At 40.0% G+C, this 630-nt stretch carries 1 protein-coding gene; it reads left to right on the top strand.

Going from position 1 to position 630, the window contains the following annotated elements; all coding sequences use genetic code 11:
• A partial coding sequence (locus tag B2X33_RS09480) for a YkvA family protein (RefSeq protein WP_349675714.1) occupies nt 1-240 on the top strand: 240 nt, incomplete at its 5' end.
• Nucleotides 241-630: the final 390 nt, after the last annotated feature.

A 630-nucleotide genomic window follows, 5' to 3' on the forward strand; every position in this document is an offset into this window, starting at 1 on the left:
GCGCTTTCTCCAGTAGACCTTATACCTGATTTTATTCCGGTGATTGGTTGCCTTGATGACCTGTTTTTGGTTCCTGCGCTGATTGCCGCTTCTGTAAAGCTGATTCCGTCCGAAGTCTGGGAAGAATGCCGAAAAAACGCAAAAAACATGGCTTTGAGCGGAAAATGGTATTATGCGGTTCCTGTAGTTTTAATCTGGCTGTTTTTGATTTTTCTTGTTATAAAAATAATTTTTTTATAGCAGTATATAATTTAATAATACTGAAGAATTTAATTAAAATTAAAGAAACTTATCCCTGTCAATATTAACAGAAAGCGCGTTTATCTATATAATAAAAACGCAAATTTTAGCCCGGATTGTAGCGGCGCGAAAGCGTCGGGCTTTGCCCGATGAAGCGAATAGCGGAACCGCGGAAAGCCGGAGGAGACAGTAAAAGCTGCTCCAGAAATTTATTTTTTTATTTTAGAGGTACAAAATGGCTGTTGAATCAAAAAAAAGTGATAATGCTTGTAAGGGTGTTGCCCGCGCGCCGCACCGCTCTCTTTTTTATGCTTCGGGTTATACTGATGAGGAATTGAATCAGCCGCTGGTTGGTGTTATCTGCGCAAAAAATGAACTTATTCCGGGGCA

Origin of the sequence: Treponema sp. UBA785, assembly GCF_002297065.1 — a bacterium.
GTDB lineage: Bacteria > Spirochaetota > Spirochaetia > Treponematales > Treponemataceae > Treponema_D.